This is a genomic window from Paenibacillus paludis, from assembly GCF_042610515.1.
In the GTDB taxonomy this organism is placed as follows: Bacteria; Bacillota; Bacilli; order Paenibacillales; family Paenibacillaceae; genus Paenibacillus_AQ.
The window spans coordinates 61,753-81,067 of record NZ_JBGJZP010000028.1 but is presented as its reverse complement, the minus strand read 5'-3'; the positions used below and the strand labels follow the sequence as shown (position 1 = coordinate 81,067).

Annotated in this window: 18 protein-coding genes and 1 other annotated feature; all 18 genes read left to right on the top strand. The window is 47.8% G+C overall.

The window, feature by feature from the left end; genetic code table 11:
• The first annotated feature begins 20 nt into the window (after nucleotides 1-20).
• The 18 genes from rlmB to tuf all read left to right on the top strand — a co-directional run bounded on the left by rlmB (nucleotide 21) and on the right by tuf (nucleotide 19,286).
• On the top strand, nucleotides 21-785 hold the full coding sequence (gene rlmB, locus ACAN56_RS32425) for a 23S rRNA (guanosine(2251)-2'-O)-methyltransferase RlmB (RefSeq protein WP_038597120.1): 765 nt from the start codon (nucleotides 21-23) through the stop codon (nucleotides 783-785).
• A 2-nt stretch (nucleotides 786-787) separates the two neighbouring features.
• Nucleotides 788-1,309: an NYN domain-containing protein gene (locus ACAN56_RS32420; RefSeq protein ID WP_038597117.1), complete on the top strand. Its 522-nt coding sequence runs from the start codon at nucleotides 788-790 to the stop codon at nucleotides 1,307-1,309.
• Between the two features lie 162 nt (nucleotides 1,310-1,471).
• Nucleotides 1,472-2,116 carry an RNA polymerase sporulation sigma factor SigH gene (gene sigH, locus ACAN56_RS32415; RefSeq protein WP_020427086.1) on the top strand — a complete coding sequence of 215 codons (645 nt, stop codon included), beginning with the start codon at nucleotides 1,472-1,474 and terminating at the stop codon, nucleotides 2,114-2,116.
• 425 nt (nucleotides 2,117-2,541) lie between these two features.
• Nucleotides 2,542-2,691 (top strand): 50S ribosomal protein L33, encoded by a 150-nt coding sequence (gene rpmG / locus ACAN56_RS32410; protein WP_074086515.1) that lies wholly within the window; start codon nucleotides 2,542-2,544, stop codon nucleotides 2,689-2,691.
• A 20-nt stretch (nucleotides 2,692-2,711) separates the two neighbouring features.
• Entirely contained in the window at nucleotides 2,712-2,903 is a 192-nt protein-coding gene (gene secE, locus ACAN56_RS32405; RefSeq protein WP_038597114.1) for a preprotein translocase subunit SecE, read from the top strand.
• A 20-nt stretch (nucleotides 2,904-2,923) separates the two neighbouring features.
• Nucleotides 2,924-3,457 (top strand): transcription termination/antitermination protein NusG, encoded by a 534-nt coding sequence (nusG, locus tag ACAN56_RS32400; RefSeq protein ID WP_020427084.1) that lies wholly within the window; start codon nucleotides 2,924-2,926, stop codon nucleotides 3,455-3,457.
• A gap of 74 nt (nucleotides 3,458-3,531) precedes the next feature.
• Nucleotides 3,532-3,957 (top strand): 50S ribosomal protein L11, encoded by a 426-nt coding sequence (gene rplK, locus ACAN56_RS32395; protein WP_020427083.1) that lies wholly within the window; start codon nucleotides 3,532-3,534, stop codon nucleotides 3,955-3,957.
• Nucleotides 3,958-4,038: 81 nt separating this feature from the next.
• Nucleotides 4,039-4,731 carry a 50S ribosomal protein L1 gene (rplA, locus tag ACAN56_RS32390; protein WP_038597112.1) on the top strand — a complete coding sequence of 231 codons (693 nt, stop codon included), beginning with the start codon at nucleotides 4,039-4,041 and terminating at the stop codon, nucleotides 4,729-4,731.
• Between the two features lie 67 nt (nucleotides 4,732-4,798).
• Nucleotides 4,799-4,953 (top strand) — a sequence feature (ribosomal protein L10 leader region).
• 64 nt (nucleotides 4,954-5,017) lie between these two features.
• Nucleotides 5,018-5,521: a 50S ribosomal protein L10 gene (gene rplJ, locus ACAN56_RS32385; RefSeq protein ID WP_038597109.1), complete on the top strand. Its 504-nt coding sequence runs from the start codon at nucleotides 5,018-5,020 to the stop codon at nucleotides 5,519-5,521.
• A 65-nt stretch (nucleotides 5,522-5,586) separates the two neighbouring features.
• The gene (gene rplL, locus ACAN56_RS32380) at nucleotides 5,587-5,946 is read left to right on the top strand and encodes a 50S ribosomal protein L7/L12 (RefSeq protein WP_038597106.1); all 360 of its coding nucleotides are present in this window, start codon (nucleotides 5,587-5,589) and stop codon (nucleotides 5,944-5,946) included.
• A gap of 122 nt (nucleotides 5,947-6,068) precedes the next feature.
• The gene (locus ACAN56_RS32375; protein ID WP_038597103.1) at nucleotides 6,069-6,671 is read left to right on the top strand and encodes a class I SAM-dependent methyltransferase; all 603 of its coding nucleotides are present in this window, start codon (nucleotides 6,069-6,071) and stop codon (nucleotides 6,669-6,671) included.
• 418 nt (nucleotides 6,672-7,089) lie between these two features.
• Nucleotides 7,090-10,635 carry a DNA-directed RNA polymerase subunit beta gene (gene rpoB, locus ACAN56_RS32370; RefSeq protein ID WP_379147915.1) on the top strand — a complete coding sequence of 1,182 codons (3,546 nt, stop codon included), beginning with the start codon at nucleotides 7,090-7,092 and terminating at the stop codon, nucleotides 10,633-10,635.
• 112 nt (nucleotides 10,636-10,747) lie between these two features.
• Entirely contained in the window at nucleotides 10,748-14,359 is a 3,612-nt protein-coding gene (gene rpoC, locus ACAN56_RS32365) for a DNA-directed RNA polymerase subunit beta' (protein WP_038597098.1), read from the top strand.
• Between the two features lie 182 nt (nucleotides 14,360-14,541).
• Nucleotides 14,542-14,793 carry a ribosomal L7Ae/L30e/S12e/Gadd45 family protein gene (locus tag ACAN56_RS32360; RefSeq protein WP_038597095.1) on the top strand — a complete coding sequence of 84 codons (252 nt, stop codon included), beginning with the start codon at nucleotides 14,542-14,544 and terminating at the stop codon, nucleotides 14,791-14,793.
• A 133-nt stretch (nucleotides 14,794-14,926) separates the two neighbouring features.
• On the top strand, nucleotides 14,927-15,346 hold the full coding sequence (gene rpsL / locus ACAN56_RS32355) for a 30S ribosomal protein S12 (RefSeq protein WP_038597092.1): 420 nt from the start codon (nucleotides 14,927-14,929) through the stop codon (nucleotides 15,344-15,346).
• A gap of 44 nt (nucleotides 15,347-15,390) precedes the next feature.
• Nucleotides 15,391-15,861: a 30S ribosomal protein S7 gene (gene rpsG / locus ACAN56_RS32350; RefSeq protein WP_036652908.1), complete on the top strand. Its 471-nt coding sequence runs from the start codon at nucleotides 15,391-15,393 to the stop codon at nucleotides 15,859-15,861.
• Between the two features lie 48 nt (nucleotides 15,862-15,909).
• Nucleotides 15,910-17,988 carry an elongation factor G gene (fusA, locus tag ACAN56_RS32345; protein WP_038597089.1) on the top strand — a complete coding sequence of 693 codons (2,079 nt, stop codon included), beginning with the start codon at nucleotides 15,910-15,912 and terminating at the stop codon, nucleotides 17,986-17,988.
• A gap of 107 nt (nucleotides 17,989-18,095) precedes the next feature.
• A complete protein-coding gene (tuf, locus tag ACAN56_RS32340) occupies nucleotides 18,096-19,286 on the top strand; it encodes an elongation factor Tu (RefSeq protein ID WP_038597087.1) in 1,191 nt (396 codons plus the stop codon).
• Nucleotides 19,287-19,315 lie beyond the last annotated feature (29 nt).

Here is a 19,315-nt window from a genome sequence, read left to right as displayed (position 1 = left end):
ATAGAACAGGAGGCATGAACATGGAAGAAGAAATAAAGACAGAAGAAGAAATACTGGCCGGTAAGCATTCGGTGCTTGAAGCGCTTCGTGCCGGCCGTACACTGAACAAGATTTGGATCGCCGAAACAGCGCAAAAGCATTTAACTGCACCGATCGTTGCTGAAGCGCGTAAAGCGGGGATTGTGATCCAGCATGTAGACAAGCGGAAGCTGGACCAGCTTGCACCCGGAGTGCAGCATCAGGGAGTAGTGGCTCAGGCTGCGCCGTTCGCTTATGCGGAAGTTGCCGATATTCTGGCTGCGGCCGAGGCCAAAGGGGAGCCGCCTTTTCTTATCCTGTTGGATGAGATTGAAGATCCCCATAATTTGGGCTCCATTCTACGGACAGCTGACTGCACCGGCGTACACGGGGTGATTGTGCCCAAACGGCGCTCTGCGCAAATTACGGCCACTGTGTCCAAAACCTCAGCCGGAGCTGTAGAATATGTTCCCGTAGCACGGGTCACCAATCTTGGCCAGACTATAGACCGGCTTAAGGAGCTGGGCGTCTGGGTGGTCGGAACAGATGTTGCTACGGATCAGAACCTGTATGAATCGGATATTTTCACCGGTCCGGTAGCTGTTGTTATTGGCAATGAGAACAAGGGAATGGGCCGCTTGATCCGTGAAAAGTGCGATGTACTGCTGAAGTTGCCAATGGCCGGTAAGATCAACTCTTTGAATGCCTCAGTTGCGGCCGGCGTCATTATGTATGAGGTATTGCGGCGCCGGCAAGTACAGGGATAGCTATGGCAGACTGGCGCGATGTGCTGCTTGTGGATGGATACAACATGATCGGCGGCTGGCCGGAACTTTCGGCACTGTCCGAGACAGGCATGCAGGGAGCACGCGACCGGCTGCTGGATATGCTGGCCGATTATCAGGCATTCACCGGGCGGCGCGTCATTGCCGTATTCGATGCTTACCGTGTTCCGGGACTTGGCCGTTCCTTTGTGCAGGGGAAGGTACAGGTCTTTTTCACTAAGGAAAAAGAAACCGCGGACGAGTGCATTGAGCGGCTGGTTGGAGAATTCGCTCACCGCCGCCGGCAGATTTATGTGGCAACCAGCGATTTTGTGGAGCAGCATGTAATCTTTGCGCAAGGCGCGTTGCGGATTTCTGCCAGAGAACTGCGGCTGGAGATCGAAGAAAATCAAAAGCAGGTTAAGAAAGCTATCGATCCGCAGGGTATCAGCTCCCAGCGCCATTCCCTGGAAGAGAAACTTCCACCGGAGATGCGGAAACGCCTGGAGGATTGGCGGCGGCAATGAAAGCATCCGGAAACCCGTAATCATTTGATTAAATACCAAAAATTGTTATAGAAGATTGTTTTTGGACAAATGCGGTTGACGGTGTAAGGTAACATAATATATACTGATCCTATATTTCGAGAAGTGACGATGTGTCTTGCGTTGCAGCCGGGGGGATTCTTGGTGAGTGTCGACCTCAAGGAATTAATGCTGTCTGAGTATGATTTCATAAGTGATGAAGAAATTGTCGAGATCTTCCGTGGTGGCGACAGTGGCGCATTGGAGCACTTGATTAACAAGTACCGTAATTTCGTACGTGCCAAGGCCCGTTCTTATTTTCTGATTGGAGCGGATCGTGAAGATATCGTACAGGAAGGCATGATTGGCCTTTATAAGGCAATTCGTGACTTCAAGGGCGATAAGCTGTCTTCGTTTAAGGCCTTTGCCGAACTCTGTATTACCCGTCAGATTATAACTGCCATTAAGACGGCTACCCGCCAGAAGCATATACCGCTTAATTCGTATGTCTCTTTGGACAAGCCTATATACGATGAAGATTCCGACCGGACGCTGATGGATGTCATTTGCGGAACCCAGGTGCTGGATCCGGAAGAACTGATTATTAACCAGGAGGAATTTATCGGCCTGGAGGATAAGATGGCGGAGATCCTCAGTGATCTCGAACGCAAAGTTCTGATGCTGTATCTGGACGGCAGGTCCTATCAGGAGATTGCGGAAGATTTGAAGCGGCATGTGAAGTCGATCGACAATGCTTTGCAGCGAGTGAAACGTAAATTGGAAAGATATCTGGAAGTGCGTGACAATTAATGATATAATGGACAGGAAAGGCTCGGTCATCGAGTCTTTTTTTAGTGTTTATGCAAGTTTTGATGGATAAGACAGGATTTTAGTTGATTGCCGTTGCTAAAGAGGTTTATTCACAGTCGGATTGCTCCATAATGGTAAGAATAGTGCCTATCGATGTTCTATCGAGGAATTCTGTCCGTGAAGTCATTCATGACGACCTTACACAAGGCAGCGAACAGCTGGGAAAGACAAGAGCAAGACAATGAATGGAACACGGCTACATTACCCGAAATTACCCAGTGCGATGGGGAATTCTTTCGTTGACACAGAGCTTGACATTATGCTAAAGTGTTTTAGGTAGGCCTAAATTCGCGGGTTTTTTTTAGGATCAATATTTGCGTCTTCTAATTATAAGATTAGAAGTACGTCTTCGGGAGGTGCATATCATGCGGGTAATTATCACTTTGGCTTGTACAAGTTGCAAACAAAGAAACTATGCGACAACCAAAAACAAGCGAAATCACCCCGACCGCTTGGAGATGAAGAAATTTTGCAAGTTCTGTAACGAGCAAACTCCTCATCGCGAAACCAGATAGTCTTTGGAGGTGTAGTCGGCGTGAAACGTAGTTTCAAGTCATTGTTTTCCTTTTTCACTGAGAGCTGGAGCGAGCTCAAAAAAGTTCGCTGGCCTAGCCGTAAAGAGTTGAAAAACTATTCATTGATCGTTCTCGGTACAATTGTAGTTATGGCGCTTTACTTCTGGGTTCTGGACATCGGTATTTCCGCTCTGATCGAAACGATTATTTAGAGAGGTCCCAGGTGGCTTGTATGGAAAAAAGATGGTATGTTGTTCATACCTATTCCGGGTATGAGAATAAGGTTAAGGCCAATTTGGAAAAACGCGTTGAGTCCATGGGCATGGAAGACAAAATATTCCGTGTTCTTGTTCCTATGGAAGAAGAACTGGTAAACAAGGATGGCAAGAAAAAAACTGTCATGCGTAAAGTTTACCCTGGTTATGTTTTGGTCGAAATGGTTCAGACTGATGATTCTTGGTATGTTGTCCGCAATACGCCGGGCGTTACCGGATTTGTTGGTTCGACAGGTTCCGGATCCAAACCTACCGCTCTGCTTCCGGAAGAAGTTGAACAAATTCTGAAGCATATGGGCATGGTTGAACCTAAAGCGAAGATTGATTTCGAAATTAAGGAATCCGTACGTATTATGGTTGGTCCCTTTGCGAATTTTGTGGGCTCCGTGGAAGAGATTTTGGCTGACAAGAGCAAGATCAAAGTGCATGTTAACATGTTTGGACGGGAAACCCCGCTGGAGTTGGATTTCACTCAAGTGGAGAAAATATAACAGTGTCAAGGGTTTCTTGTGGGAGAACGCTTTAAGCGTTCGAATACCACTATTTACGCAAGGAGGTGTCACTCATGGCTAAAAAAGTTATTAAAATGGTGAAACTGCAGATTCCTGCAGGGAAAGCGAATCCAGCGCCTCCAGTAGGTCCGGCGTTAGGTCAAGCAGGTGTCAACATCATGGCATTCTGTAAGGAATTCAACGCTCGTACTGCCGACCAGGCTGGCCTGATCATCCCGGTTGAAATTACAGTATTTGAAGACCGTTCGTTTACCTTCATCACTAAAACTCCTCCGGCTGCCGTTCTGCTTCGCATCGCTGCTAAAGTAGAAAAAGGATCCGGTGAACCAAACAAGAAAAAAGTAGCGAAGCTCGGCCGCGCAGCGGTTCGTGAAATCGCTGAAACAAAAATGCCCGACCTGAACGCTGCATCTATCGAAGCTGCAATGCGTATGGTTGAAGGTACTGCCCGCAGTATGGGTATCACAATCGAAGACTAATATGTATTCGATGCACCGGTCATTCATGACCGCAATATGTGGGAGGAATTTCCGCTAACACCACAAAGGAGGAACATTTTCATGGCTAAACATGGTAAGAAATACATGGAATCTGCTAAGCTGATCGACAGCGAAGCAACTTACGAGCCTTCAGAAGCTGTAGAGCTTGTGAAAAAGGCGGCAACTGCCAAATTCGACGAAACCGTTGAAGCAGCAGTTCGTCTGGGTGTAGACCCGCGTAAACAAGATCAAGCTGTTCGTGGTGTTGTTGTCCTGCCTCACGGCACAGGCAAAACACAACGCGTGCTTGTATTTGCAAAAGGTGAAAAAGCGAAAGAGGCAGAAGCTGCTGGCGCGGATTTTGTAGGCGATCAGGATATGATCAACAAGATCCAACAGGGCTGGTTTGAATTTGATGTCTGCGTAGCTACACCTGATATGATGAGTGAAGTTGGTAAACTGGGTCGTCTGCTCGGTGGTAAAGGCCTCATGCCTAACCCTAAAGCTGGCACAGTTACTTTCGACGTTACCAAGGCTGTGCAAGAAATCAAAGCCGGTAAAATCGAATACCGTCTTGATAAAGCCGGTCAAATTCACGCGCCTATCGGCAAAGTGTCCTTTAATGCTGAACAATTGAACGAAAACCTTAAATCCCTCATTGACGCTCTGAACCGTGCGAAACCGGCTGCTGCTAAAGGTGTTTACCTGAAGAACATTGCTATTTCGTCTACTATGGGACCGAGTGCTCGTGTAAATACAACTTCTTACAGATAATAGGGGTTGACTCCTAGAGTCATCTTTGATAATCTATAACAGTTGTGAACTTTAAGGTGATCATTCTTCAACTTGAATATGCTTACCGTAGACAGTAGGTGCCGTAGGGCTTAATTTCCTACCGAGGTGTTGTGATAGAAACAAGAAGTGCCGGGTGCATGCCTGTGTAACTTACGTTTTATCAAGCCTTCGTGAATCTGCGGAGGCTTTTCTAATGCCTGCGTAGGATCGACGAGAATTTTCCGGAAGAATCGTCGTCACATAAATTTTCAGGAGGTGTATACAAATGGCAAATGCAAAAGTAATCCAAGCTAAACAGGAAGCGGTTGATGTTGTAACAAGCAAACTGCAGAACAGTGTTTCCACTGTTGTTGCGGACTACCGTGGATTGAACGTTTCGCAAGTGACCGAACTGCGTAAGCAGCTTCGTGAAGCTGGCGTTGATTTTCAAGTCCTGAAGAACTCTTTGGTGCGTCGTGCAACTGCGGCGTCTGATTTGACTGAGTTGGACGCAGTTCTGACTGGTCCTACAGCAGTAGCATTCAGTGAAACTGATGCGGTAGTAGCAGCCAAGATTTTGAATGACTTCGCTAAGAAGAACGACGCTCTGAAACTGAAGGGTGGCGTTGTAGAAGGTAAAGTTATCGACGCTGACCAACTGAAAGCACTGGCTGAGCTTCCATCCCGCGATGGTTTGCTGTCCATGCTGCTTAGCGTGCTTCAAGCTCCAGTGCGCAACTTCGCGCTTGCAGTTAAAGCAGTCGCTGAGAAAGAAGAACAAAGCGCGTAAGCCTTTGTCTCTAGCATCATAATCAATACCACAAATAAATTTAAATATAAAATGGAGGTTCAATCATGAGCAAAGAAACAATTTTGGAAGAAATTAAAGGCATGAGCGTATTGGAACTGAACGACCTGGTTAAAGCAATCGAAGAAGAATTCGGCGTAACTGCAGCAGCTCCAGTAGCAGCTGGCGGCGCAGTAGCAGCAGTAGCAGAAGAACAATCCGAGTTTGACGTAATTTTGACAGGCGCTGGCGCTTCCAAAATCAACGTTATCAAAATCGTTCGCGAAATCACAGGCCTGGGCTTGAAAGAAGCTAAAGACCTCGTAGACAACGCTCCAAAACCAATCAAAGAAAAAGTAAGCAAAGAAGAAGCCGATGCTACCAAAGCAAAATTGGAAGAAGCAGGCGCAGCTGTAGAAGTGAAGTAATTCGCTTCAATAAGGTAATGCCCCGGGGAGAATCTTCTCCTTCCGGTTCTTGCAACCCCCTTGAACTTGTTCAAGGGGGTTGCTGTATACAATAGGAAGAACAAAATGAAAGGGAGGATCTTATGTCGCAGCATTATTACTCGCAGCAGCCGGAAGCGCGTCATGACAGACGTACCCTAAGCACGGTTCTGAGAGGGAAAACCCTGCGGTTTACCAGCGACGCCGGTGTTTTTTCCAAAGGAGATATCGACCATGGCAGCCGTGTTCTAATTGAGGCTATGGACATTCCGGATGGATCTGCAGTGCTTGACGTAGGCTGCGGGTACGGACCGATTGGCATTAGTGCAGCGTTTCTGACCCCGGGCGGCCATGTTACAATGATTGATATTAACAGCCGTGCGGTCGAGCTGGCTCGCGAGAATGCCCAGCATAATGGAATCCGCAATGTTACGGTTATGGAAAGCGATGTGTTGTCTGCAGTAAAGGGACAAAAGTATGATGTCATACTTACGAATCCTCCTATACGTGCCGGCAAAGCGGTAGTGCATCGTATTTTTGAAGAGGCGTATGAGCATTTGAATGAGGGTGGAAGTCTGTGGATTGTAATCCAGAAGAAACAGGGGGCACCTTCAGCAGCAGCCAAACTCGAAAGCTTGTTTCCGGTTGTGGAAGAAGTGGGGAAAGACAAAGGCTATCGTATTATCAGGGCGCAAAAAAATAGTTGATTAGTCATTGACTTGTGATATAGATAGTGGTATTATTATAAAATGTCAGTATTAAGCTAGGCTCCATGTCTTTAGTTTGCTGAAATGTCAAGTAATATATTGTCGCCCGGCAAGCGCATGCCGTACGGCAAGTTTGTGCGAATTCAGTTCTCTATGTTACTGCCACGGCGAAGGTCGCCGGGGAAATAGATAATAGCGCATAAACTGTTGCTTGGTGACGTATAATACGTACGTTTTGGGCAAATCTACTGGATAAGGAGTATTTTGGTCATGGATAGATGCGCTCTTTTTTCGAAAGATTTCGATAAGGGCTTTTCTCTATTTGTGGCTGAATCCTTGTGTTATGGTTCCATTATAATGGTCCAAACAAGGGTTCGCAATCAATTTTTAAGTGAGTAGACATGAGGGGTGAGTAAAGTTGGCAGGACATCTTGTTCAGTATGGTCGACGCACTCGGCGGAGCTATGCGAGAATTAACGAGGTACTCGAGGTCCCGAACCTGATCGAGATCCAACAAAAATCTTATGATTGGTTTTTGGAGGAAGGATTGCGGGAAATGTTCCAGGACATCTCGCCGATCCAGGATTTCACAGGGAATTTGGTGCTTGAGTTCATTGATTACAGCCTGGGTGAACCGAAATATACGGTTGACGACGCTAAAGAGCGGGACGTAACATATGCGGCTCCTCTGCGGGTGAAAGTACGGCTCATTAATAAGGAGACCGGTGAGGTCAAAGAGCAGGAAGTGTTCATGGGAGATTTCCCGCTGATGACGGAGACCGGCACTTTTATTATCAATGGTGCGGAACGGGTTATTGTCAGCCAGTTGGTTCGCTCTCCAAGCGTCTATTTCAGCACAAAAGTGGATAAGAACGGTAAAAAAACCTACACCGCCACAGTAATTCCTAACCGCGGAGCCTGGCTGGAGCTTGAGACCGACGCTAAGGACATTATGTATGTCCGCATCGACCGGACTCGTAAGATCCCGGTTACCGTGCTTCTGCGTGCTCTCGGGTTCGGCAGTGATGCTGAGATTCTGGAACTGCTTGGCAATGATGAATATATTCGCAATACGCTGGATAAAGACAACACGGACTCTACGGAAAAGGCGCTTATCGAAATCTACGAGCGTCTGCGTCCGGGCGAACCGCCGACACTTGATAATGCCAAGAGCCTCTTGGTTGCACGTTTCTTTGATCCGAAGCGCTATGATCTGGCCAATGTAGGCCGCTATAAGATCAACAAAAAGCTGCACATTAAGAATCGTCTGTTCAATCAGCGTTTGGCTCAACCTCTGGTTGATGAGTCCACAGGTGAAATCCTGGCGGAATCCGGCCAAATGGTTGACCGTCGTCTGCTTGATGAGCTGATTCCTTATTTCGAGAAGAATGTTGCTGCCAAAAACTACCGTGTAAGCGGTGGGGTTATGGACAGTATTGATATCCCTCTGCAAACGATCGACGTGTTCTCGCCAATTGAAGAAGGACGGGTTATCAAGCTGATTGCCAATGGCAATATCGACAAATCAGTGAAGCATATTACTCAGGCTGATATTATCTCCTCAATCAGCTACTTTATTAATTTGCTGCACGGCATCGGCAACACCGATGATATCGACCACTTGGGTAACCGTCGCTTGCGTTCTGTAGGTGAACTGCTGCAGAACCAATTCCGTATCGGGTTGTCCCGTATGGAACGCGTAGTGCGTGAGAGAATGTCGATTCAGGATGCTAATGCGATTACGCCACAGGCTTTGATCAACATTCGTCCGGTTATCGCGTCGATTAAAGAGTTCTTCGGTAGTTCGCAGCTGTCCCAATTTATGGACCAGACGAACCCGCTGGCTGAACTGACGCACAAACGCCGTCTATCGGCACTCGGACCCGGCGGTCTGACTCGTGAACGCGCGGGCTTTGAGGTTCGTGACGTCCATCACAGTCACTACGGCCGTATGTGTCCAATTGAAACGCCGGAAGGTCCGAATATCGGGCTGATCAACTCCTTGTCCACCTTTGCCCGCATCAATGAATACGGCTTTATTGAAGCGCCGTACCGTTGGGTGGATCCGAAGACTGGCAAGGTGACCGAGCAGATCGATTACCTGACTGCCGATGAAGAAGATAACTATGTAGTTGCTCAGGCTAACGTACTGATCGACGAAGAGGGCTCCTTCAAAGAAGACATGGTTATCGTTCGTTACAACAAAGATTCAGACAACATTACAACAATGCCAAGTAATCGCGTGGATTACATGGATGTATCGCCGAAACAGGTTGTATCGGTCGCTACGGCGCTCATTCCGTTCCTTGAGAACGATGACTCCAACCGCGCACTGATGGGATCGAACATGCAGCGTCAGGCCGTTCCGCTTCTAATTCCTAAAGCGCCGCTGGTCGGCACAGGAATGGAACATAAATCCGCTAAGGATTCGGGCGTGTGTATTGTTTCCAAGTTTGACGGTATTATTGAACGCTCGTCGGCCAACGAAATTTGGCTGCGCCGCGTTGAAGCTGTCGAAGGCAAGGAAGTTAAAGGCGATATCGTTAAATATAAATTACACAAATTTATGCGTTCGAACCAGGGTACCTGCATTAATCAACGTCCGCTGGCTAAAAGAGGCGACATTGTTAAGAAAGGCGACATTCTGGCAGATGGACCATCCACGGAAATGGGCGAACTTGCTCTTGGCCGCAACGTAGTTGTTGCGTTCATGACTTGGGAAGGTTACAACTACGAGGATGCGATCCTGCTGAGTGAGAAACTGGTTAAGGAAGATGTATACACTTCGATTCATATCGAGGAATACGAATCCGAGGCTCGTGACACCAAGCTGGGACCTGAAGAGATTACGCGTGATATTCCGAATGTCGGTGAAGAAGCGTTGCGCAATCTTGATGAGCGCGGCATCATCCGCATCGGTGCGGAAATCAACGCTGGTGATATTCTGGTAGGTAAAGTTACTCCGAAGGGTGTAACTGAACTGACTGCCGAAGAACGCCTGCTGCACGCTATCTTTGGTGAAAAGGCCCGCGAAGTGCGCGATACTTCGCTGCGCGTTCCTCATGGTAGTGACGGTATTATCGTTGACGTTAAAGTATTTACACGCGAGAACGGCGATGAGCTGCCTCCGGGTGTAAATCAGCTGGTTCGTGTCTACATCGCTCAGAAACGTAAGATTTCTGAAGGTGACAAGATGGCCGGACGTCACGGTAACAAGGGTGTCGTTGCCCGTATCCTGCCTGAAGAAGATATGCCATTCCTTCCTGACGGTACACCGGTACAGGTTGTCCTGAACCCTCTGGGCGTTCCTTCCCGTATGAATATCGGCCAGGTGCTCGAAGTTCATATCGGTATGGCTGCCCTGCAGCTCGGTATTCACGTAGCTACTCCAGTATTTGATGGAGCGCGTGAGAACGACGTATTTGATACGATGGAAGAAGCCGGCATGCAGCGTAATGGTAAGACTGTGCTTTATGACGGCCGTACAGGTGAACGCTTCGAGCGTGAAGTTACTGTCGGCGTTATGCACATGATCAAACTGGCGCACATGGTTGACGATAAGATTCATGCCCGTTCCACAGGACCTTACTCTCTCGTTACACAGCAGCCACTCGGCGGTAAAGCCCAGTTCGGTGGACAGCGTTTCGGGGAGATGGAAGTTTGGGCGCTTGAAGCTTACGGTGCTGCATATACACTTCAAGAGATTTTAACTGTGAAGTCCGATGACGTGGTCGGCCGTGTCAAGACGTACGAATCCATTGTCAAAGGTGAGAATGTTCCAGAACCAGGTGTTCCGGAATCGTTCAAAGTACTCATCAAGGAACTGCAGTCGCTTGGTATGGATGTTAAGATCCTCAGCGGCGACGAGCAGGAAATTGAAATGAAGGAACTGGATGATGAGGATGAGACGTCAGGCGACAAGCTGAGCCTCAATTTGGAAGGCGCAGAAGTCGGAATAGAGTAATTTAACTGTAAGAATCAATTTCATTTAAAAAGGACCGTGCCCTCTTTTGATCTAACCGTCAAGGGAGGGCCTCCGGTACTAAATCAGGATATAGGTTAAGGAGGGTTGCTCCTTGTTGGACGTTAACAATTTTGAATTCATGAAAATCGGGCTTGCTTCTCCGGAGAAGATTCGTTCTTGGTCCCGCGGAGAAGTGAAAAAACCGGAAACCATTAACTATCGTACATTGAAGCCGGAAAAAGAAGGTCTTTTCTGCGAACGTATCTTCGGACCGCAAAAAGACTGGGAATGTCACTGTGGTAAATACAAACGCGTCCGTTATAAGGGCGTAGTGTGCGACCGGTGCGGCGTGGAAGTTACCCGTGCTAAAGTTCGCCGCGAACGTATGGGCCACATTGAACTGGCGGCTCCTGTATCTCATATCTGGTATTTCAAAGGTATTCCAAGCCGTATGGGTCTGGCACTCGATATGTCCCCGAGATCGCTTGAAGAGATCATCTACTTTGCATCTTATGTTGTAACCGATCCAGGTGAAACGCCGCTGGAGAAGAAACAACTGCTGTCCGAGAAAGAATACCGCAGCTACCGTGAGAAATACGGCTACGGTTTCCAAGCCGGCATGGGTGCCGAAGCTGTGAAGAAGCTGCTTCAGGATATCGACATCGAGAAGGAATTGGAATTCCTCAAGGAAGAGCTTCGCACCGCCCAAGGCCAACGCCGCAACCGGGCGATCAAACGTCTGGAAGTTATTGAAGCGTTCCGCAACTCCGGCAACAAGCCTGATTGGATGATCATGGATGTGCTTCCGGTTATTCCTCCGGAGCTTCGCCCGATGGTTCAATTGGATGGTGGCCGTTTTGCTACGTCTGACCTTAACGACCTCTACCGTCGCGTAATCAACCGGAACAACCGTCTGAAAAGACTGCTTGATCTGGGTGCTCCTGATATTATCGTGCAGAATGAGAAACGGATGCTTCAGGAAGCTGTCGATGCACTTATCGACAACGGCCGTCGCGGCCGCCCTGTAACGGGTCCTGGTAACCGTCCGCTCAAATCGCTCAGCCATATGCTGAAAGGTAAACAAGGACGTTTCCGTCAGAACTTGCTCGGTAAACGGGTTGACTATTCCGGACGTTCCGTTATCGTTGTAGGACCGTATCTCAAAATGTACCAATGCGGACTTCCAAAGAAAATGGCGCTTGAACTCTTCAAACCGTTTGTTATGAAAGAATTGGTGAACAAGGGCTTGGCCCATAACATCAAGAGCGCAAAACGTAAAGTTGAGCGTGTAAGTCCTGAAGTATGGGATGTGCTTGAAGAAGTAATCAGAGAGCATCCGGTTCTGCTGAACCGTGCCCCTACACTTCACCGTCTCGGTATTCAAGCGTTTGAACCGATTCTGGTAGAAGGTCATGCTATCCGTCTTCACCCGCTCGTATGTACGGCTTACAATGCCGACTTTGACGGTGACCAAATGGCGGTGCACGTTCCTCTGTCTGCAGAAGCTCAAGCGGAAGCACGTCTGCTCATGCTGGCCTCCGGTAACATCCTGAACCCTAAGGACGGCAAACCGGTTGTTACTCCTTCCCAGGATATGGTCCTCGGTACGTTCTACCTGACCATGGACAACAAGGAAGAAAAGGGTACGGGTATGATTCTGCGCACCGTGAACGAAGCTGTTTCAGCTTACCAGCGTGGAACCGCAGGTCTGCACGCCCGTGTAGCTATTCCTGTTAAGGCTCTGGGTAAAACCTGCTTTACAGAACAGCAACAAGGCGCAATGCTGATTACTACGGTCGGAAAGATCATCTTTAACGAGATCTATCCTAGCAGCTTCCCTTATATCAATGAAGCGACCAAAACAAACCTGCTGCAAGGCACACCAGAGAAATACTTTATCTATGAAAAAGGCGCGGACATCCGTGAGCTGATTATGAATGCTCCGGAAGCAAGTGCTGTAGGTAAGGAATACCTGGGTCTGATTATTGCCCGCTGCTTCGAAACCTATCACACGACCAAAACGTCTGTGATTTTGGATAAAATCAAGCAACTCGGCTTTACGTACTCCACACGTTCCGGTGTTACGGTTGCCGTATCGGACGTTATCGTTCCGGAGGAAAAAGCTACAATCCTGAAAGAGTCCGAGGCTAAGGTCGATGTGGTTGCCAACCAATATCGCCGTGGTCTGATCACCAATGACGAACGGTATGACCGTGTTATTGAGATCTGGTCGAAGACGAAGGATGATCTTACCAACGTGTTGTTGAAATCGATGGACCGTTTCAATTCCATCATGCTCATGGTTGACTCCAAAGCGCGTGGTAACAAATCGCAGATTACCCAGCTGGGTGGTATGCGCGGACTGATGGCTACACCATCGGGACGGATTTTCGAATTGCCAATCAAAGCGAACTTCCGTGAAGGTCTGACCGTCCTCGAGTACTTTATCTCCACTCACGGAGCGCGTAAAGGTCTGGCCGATACAGCGCTGCGTACAGCCGACTCCGGATACTTGACCCGTCGTCTCGTTGACGTTGCCCAAGACGTTATTGTCCGTGAAGAAGACTGTGGTACCGATAAAGGCTTCACCGTCAGCCGTATTCAAGATGGCAAGGAAGTTATCGAAGATCTGTACGACCGTATTGAAGGCCGCTACTCCTTTGAAACTGTACGTCATCCGGAAACGAAGGAAATCCTCGTTCACCGCAACGATCTAATTGACTCCGACAAAGCTGAGGCGATTGTTAACGCTGGTGTGACCAAACTGCAGATCCGTTCTGTGCTGAGCTGCCGTGCGCGTCACGGTGTCTGCAAGAAATGCTACGGACGTAACCTGGCAACAGGTAAATTCGTGGAAATCGGTGAAGCTGTCGGTATTATCGCGGCACAATCCATCGGTGAGCCGGGAACCCAGCTTACAATGCGTACGTTCCATACCGGGGGTGTTGCCGGTGATGACATCACGCAAGGTTTGCCGCGTATCCAGGAGTTGTTTGAAGCCCGTAACCCTAAAGGTCAGGCTACAATCAGTGAAATTGACGGGGTAATCAAGGAAATCCGCGAAACCAAGGACCGCCGCGAAATCGAGGTTCAAGGTGAAGCTGAATCTAAGACTTATTCCATCACCTACGGTTCGCGTTTGCGTGTCAGTGAAGGCCAGGAGATTGAAGCTGGCGATGAGCTGACTGACGGTTCGATCGACCCTAAAGAAATGTTGCGCATCAAAGGGATCCGCGGGGTACAAAACTACATTCTGCAAGAAGTACAGCGTGTATACCGTAACCAAGGCGTTGAGATCAATGATAAGCACATTGAAGTTATGATTAAGCAGATGCTGCGCAAAATCCGTATTATCGATGCTGGTGATACGAATCTCTTGCCAGGTGCATTTGCGGACATTCATGAATACGAAGCTGCGAATAAGGAAGCCATTCTTTCTGGTAATGAGCCTGCAGTTGCCAAACCGGTACTGCTCGGTATTACTAAGGCATCCCTGGAGACAGATTCCTTCCTGTCTGCGGCCTCCTTCCAAGAAACTACCCGCGTCTTGACTGATGCTGCAATTAAGGGTAAAGTAGATAAGTTGCTTGGACTCAAAGAAAATGTTATTATCGGTAAGTTGATTCCTGCAGGTACTGGCATGAATCGTTACCGTAATGTGAAGCTGAGTGATCCGAATGTCGAAAGCTCGCAAGAAGCTTTAGAAACGGTTCCTGCTGAATAGTTAAATAATCATGGCGGGCAGTTGATTATGCCACGGCTATTTATAGACGTGGCGCTGCTGCCTGCTGTGAATATTAATAAATTTATTGCCGATTCTCTTGACATCATCTACTGATAATGCTAATATGTCTAAGGTGCGTGAGTAGCCTGGTTATTCTTGTTCATTGGAGGTAATGATTTATCATGACTGATGATAGAGGACTGCAGGATGCTCAGGTCAAGATCGGTACCAAACAAACCGTCAAGGCGGTAGAGTTGGGCCAAGCCGCAGAAGTCTATGTGGCAGAGGACGGAGATCAACGGCTTACTTCCAGAATTGTTATGCTTTGTAACAAACAAGGTGTGAAGGTCTCTTATGTGGACACGATGCTGAATTTGGGCAAAGCTTGCGGTATAGAAGTTGGTGCTGCTATGGCAGCCGTCTTAAAACAATAGCACGAGAAGCGTTTTTGTACCGGGGTACACTTCGGCAACAAAGACTTTTCATTTGTCTTTTTATGAACCGCCTGGGTCTGTGGACTTAATGTTCGTAAATAGATTACTATTTCAGGAAGGGGGTGGCACAACAATGCCAACTATTAATCAACTGGTTCGTAAAGGCCGTCAAGCCAAAATCGAAAAATCCAAATCTCCCGCTCTTCAAAAAGGGTTCAACGCCCTCAAGCGTGAGACTACAAATTTGAGCGCCCCGCAAAAACGCGGTGTGTGCACTCGTGTAGGCACAATGACTCCACGTAAACCAAACTCCGCGCTTCGTAAGTATGCCCGTGTTCGTTTGACGAACCGTCTTGAGGTGACTGCTTACATTCCGGGTATTGGACATAACCTTCAAGAGCACAGTGTTGTATTGCTGCGCGGAGGTAAAGTTAAGGACCTTGCAGGAGTTCGTTATCACATCGTTCGTGGCGCTTTGGATACAGCAGGCGTTGCTAACCGTATGCAAGCTCGTTCCAAGTATGGTGCAAAACGTCCTAAAGCAAAGAAATAAGTTAAGAATATCTGAATAATAAACATTGAGAAAGGGGGATATCCATGCCACGCAAAGGTCCAGTTACTAAGAGAGATGTATTGCCAGATCCATTGTATAATAGCAAGTTGGTTACTCGTTTGATCAACCGTATTATGCTGGGTGGTAAAAGAGGTGTCGCTCAAAGCATTCTGTACAATTCGTTCAAGTTGATTCAAGAACGCACAGGCAAAGATCCGATGGAAGTTTTCGAAGCTGCCATCAAGAATATTATGCCGGTATTGGAAGTTAAAGCTCGTCGTGTCGGCGGTGCTAACTACCAAGTGCCTATCGAGGTTAAACCTGAAAGACGTACTGCTTTGGGATTACGTTGGCTCGTGAACTACTCACGCAACCGCGGTGAGAAGACGATGGAAGAGCGTTTGGCGGCTGAGATCATCGACGCTTCCAACAACACAGGCGCTTCCGTTAAGAAACGTGAAGACACGCACAAAATGGCTGAAGCAAACAAAGCGTTTGCTCACTACCGCTGGTAGGATTTAAGGCCGTTCAAATAACTTATATTTTGAAGGGAGATCCAATTCATGGCAAGAGAGTTCTCCTTAAAAAATACACGCAACATCGGGATCATGGCGCATATTGATGCTGGTAAGACTACTACCACTGAGCGGATTCTATTCTATACAGGCCGTACGCACAAAATCGGTGAAGTTCACGAGGGTGCTGCTACAATGGACTGGATGGAGCAAGAACAAGAGCGCGGGATTACTATTACTTCCGCTGCTACAACTGCTGCATGGAAAGGTCACCGCATCAATATCATTGATACCCCTGGACACGTTGACTTCACAGTTGAAGTTGAACGTTCCCTTCGTGTATTGGATGGGGCAGTAGGCGTTTTCAGTGCGAAAGAGGGCGTTGAGCCTCAGTCTGAAACCGTATGGAGACAGGCTGACCGTTATGGCGTTCCCCGGATCGCATATGTAAATAAAATGGATATCATCGGTGCGGATTTCCTAAACGTTATCGACAGCATGCGTGATCGCTTGCAAGCCAATGCAGTTGCTATTCAACTGCCAATTGGTGCCGAAAACGACTTCATTGGTATTATTGACCTGGTTGAGCAAAAAGCTCATATGTTTAAAGACGATCTGGGTCAAAATATTGAAGTAACGGACATTCCGGCTGAATATCTGGAACAAGTTGAGGGGCTGCGTCTTGAGTTGATCGAGAAAGTAGCAGAACTTGACGAAGATCTGACTATGAAGTACCTGGAAGGCGAAGAAATTTCAGTTGATGAGATCAAAGCTGCTCTGCGCAAAGGCGTTGTAGAAGTTAAGATCTTCCCTGTAATTGTCGGATCCTCCTACCGTAACAAAGGTGTCCAACTGATGATGGACGCTGTCGTTGATTACCTGCCATCCCCACTGGATGTACCGGCTATTCAAGGTCATCTGGATGACGGAACTGAAGCGGTTCGCCACTCTTCGGACGAAGAACCATTCTCAGCACTGGCATTTAAAATCATGACAGACCCTTATGTAGGTAAACTCACGTTCTTCCGCGTGTATTCCGGTATTCTGGAATCCGGTTCTTATGTAGTTAACGCTACTAAGAACAAACGCGAGCGTATCGGCCGTATCCTGCAAATGCATGCGAACAGCCGCCAAGAAATCTCCATCGTTTACGCTGGTGATATCGCGGCAGCCGTTGGTCTGAAGGACACAAGTACTGGCGATACACTTTGTGATGAGAAACATCCGGTTATTCTGGAGTCCATGAACTTCCCTGATCCGGTTATCGAAATCGCAGTTGAACCAAAAACCAAAGCTGACCAAGATAAACTGGGTGTTGCTCTCGGTAAGTTGACTGAAGAGGATCCAACTCTTCGTGCTCACACTGATGAAGAAACAGGCCAAACGATCCTGGCAGGTATGGGTGAGCTTCACCTTGATATTATCATCGACCGTATGCGCCGCGAATTCAAAGTAGAAACCAATGTGGGTAAACCACAGGTTGCTTACCGCGAAACATTCAAAGCACCAGCTCGTGTCGAAGGTAAATTCGTTCGCCAATCCGGCGGTCGCGGTCAGTATGGTCACGTATGGGTTGAATTTGAACCTCTCGAGCCAGGTACTGGCAGCAAGTTCGAAAGTAAAGTAGTCGGTGGCTCTGTTCCTAGAGAGTATATCGCTCCTGCACTTGCCGGTATTGAAGAGCAAATGAAAAACGGCGTTATTGCAGGCTTCCCGCTTGTTGACGTTAAGGCTACCATCGTTGATGGTTCTTATCATGATGTTGACTCCAACGAAATGGCGTTCAAAATTGCCGGATCGATGGCACTCAAAGCAGCTAAAGACAAGTGTAAGCCTGTCCTGCTTGAGCCAATCATGAAAGTGGAAGTAACTGTTCCTGAGGAATATATGGGTGATGTAATGGGTATGCTGAACTCCCGTCGCGGTCGGATCGAAGGTATGGATTCCCGTGGTGGAGCGCAAATTATCCGTGCGAAGGTGCCTCTTTCCGAAATGTTCGGATACTCCACAACACTCCGTTCTGGTACTCAAGGACGCGGCGTATTCTCCATGGAGCTTTCTCACTATGAAGAAGTTCCTAAATCCATTGCGGAAGAGATCGTTGCTAAGAACAAAGGCGGAGAATAATTAACTGTTTTAACTTGCTGTCCGGGTACACGATCAGTCATCCTAGATAAGCAACTAGCCCGGCGGCTCAAATATAAGGAACCCCACAATAAGGAGGAACTGTTCAAATGGCAAAGGCAAAGTTTGAACGTAACAAACCACACGTTAACATCGGTACTATTGGTCACGTCGACCATGGTAAAACAACTCTGACTGCTGCAATCACTACTGTATTGTCCAAAAAATACGGTGGCGCTGCTGTAGCATTCGACCAAATCGATAAGGCTCCTGAAGAACGCGAACGTGGTATCACTATCTCCACAGCTCACGTTGAATATGAAACTCCTAACCGTCACTACGCACACGTAGACTGCCCTGGTCACGCCGACTATGTTAAAAACATGATCACTGGCGCAGCGCAAATGGACGGAGCTATCCTGGTTGTATCCGCAGCTGACGGCCCTATGCCACAAACTCGCGAACACATCCTGCTGTCCCGTCAAGTAGGCGTTCCTTACATCGTTGTATTCTTGAACAAATGCGACATGGTTGAAGACGAAGAGTTGCTTGAACTGGTTGAAATGGAAGTTCGCGACTTGCTGAGCGAATATGATTTCCCAGGCGATGATACTCCAATCATCCGTGGATCTGCTCGTGAAGCTCTTCAAAACCCTGATGGCGATTATGCACAAAAAATCGTTGAGATGTTCGAAACGATTGATACGTACATTCCGCTTCCAGAGCGTCAAACTGACAAGCCTTTCTTGATGCCTGTCGAAGATGTATTCTCCATTACTGGCCGCGGTACTGTGGCAACTGGTCGCGTAGAACGCGGAACAGTTAAAGTCGGAGAAGAAATCGAAATCGTTGGTATTCATGAAGAAACTAAGAAATCCGTAGTTACGGGCGTAGAAATGTTCCGTAAATTGCTGGATTCCGCTCAAGCAGGCGACAACATCGGCGCACTTCTGCGTGGTGTTGACCGTAACATGATCGAGCGCGGCCAAGTAATTGCTAAGCCGAACTCCGTTAAACCACACACTGAGTTCACTGCTCAGATCTACGTTCTGACTAAAGAAGAAGGCGGACGTCACAAACCATTCTTCACTGGTTACCGTCCACAGTTCTACTTCCGTACAACTGACGTAACTGGCATCATCAACCTGCCAGAAGGTACTGAAATGGTTATGCCTGGTGACAACATCACAGTAACTGTTTCCCTGATCTCCCCAATCGCTATTGAAGAAGGTACTAAATTCTCCATTCGCGAAGGCGGACGTACAGTTGGAGCAGGTAGCGTAGCTTCCATCCAAAAATAATTCGGTTCTATCCGTTAGGATAGTGCTGA